The sequence below is a fragment of the Micromonospora sp. BL4 genome, assembly GCF_003667505.1.
Classification (GTDB): Bacteria; Actinomycetota; Actinomycetes; order Mycobacteriales; family Micromonosporaceae; genus Micromonospora.
Map to the genome: position 1 here is coordinate 1 of NZ_RCVJ01000242.1, position 1148 is coordinate 1148.

1 protein-coding gene is annotated in these 1148 nt (G+C 73.8%); it reads right to left on the reverse strand.

The annotated features are described in order from the left end of the window. Positions 1–1148, reverse strand: a 1148-nt coding sequence (locus tag EAD89_RS30615; protein ID WP_158610787.1) for a hypothetical protein, incomplete at both ends; no start/stop codon positions are given.

The following is a 1148-nucleotide window of genomic DNA, read 5'->3' on the forward strand; positions in this document are numbered from 1 at the left end:
GTCAACAGGTGGGGTGGGCGGGACGGGTAGCCCAGCGGGTCGTCGCCGGGCAGTAGTGGACGGTCGGCGAGCAGTTGCCGGGTACGGGGGTCGGCGCCTACCGGTGGGGCCTGGCGGTACAGGTCGAGGGCCTGCTGCGCGGGGCCGCCGGCGACGGGCAGGGCGTCCATCGCGAAGCTGCCCACGGCGGTGACCGACCACTCCTCGCCCTGCGCGTTCAGGTTGATCGGCTCGCCGGTGCCGACCCCGCCGGTGCTGAGCCAGGCGTCCCGCCAGACGTCGTCGACGGCTTGGTCGGTGGAGCCCGGCTCACCGGTCCTGGGCAGTATCCGGCCGATGCCGTCGGCTTGTGGTGTGTAGGCCGGCGGTGCGGGCCGCAGCAGCGTCTGGACGCCGGACAGCGGGATGTTGTCGGCCAGCGCCGTGTCGAGTCGGGCACGGTAGAGCTGCCCCAGGTCGTGTGCGGCTGTCCGGCCCGGTGCCTTCGCCGAGTCGCGCAGCAGCGGCCACAGCGCTTCCGTCGTGGCGCCGGGTACCCGGCTGGCGGTCTGACCCGCGAGCCGGGACACGGCGAGGTCCATCTGCTCGTCCACCGCGAGGTCCCTGGCGGCCAGTACCGGCAGGGTCGGGCCGGTGGGGCCGCTCGGTGCGAACGGGGACATCGACGTGGTGCGGGTGGCGGGCCCGGTCGTGTCGGAGCCGGTCAGGTAGCGGCCCTGGCGTACGGCCCGGTCCAGGCCGGACAGGCGTGCCTCGGCCGCCGGGTCGATGCCCGCCACGAGCATCGGCACCACCGCGGGTAGCCGAATCTCCAGCCGGACGGTGGTGGGTATGGCGGAGACGGGGCGGCCCGACGTGTCCACCGACGCCAACCGGAAGGTGCCGTCGGGGAGCAGTTGGTAGGACTCCAGCACGCTGACCCGGGTCCGGCGGGAGCCCGGTTGGAAGCTGCCGACGGCGGTTGAGCACACCTGCAGGCGCCGCCCGTCGGGCTGCACCTCCAGGACGCCACCCCCTCCGGTGCCCGGGCACTCGGCGGCGGAGGTGGTCTGATCGACGCGGGTGCCGTCGGTGTAGACGAACAGGCGTTGTTCGCCGTTGATCCGGGACAGTGGCAGCAGGGGGCGGCGGGACACGTACACGTAGGT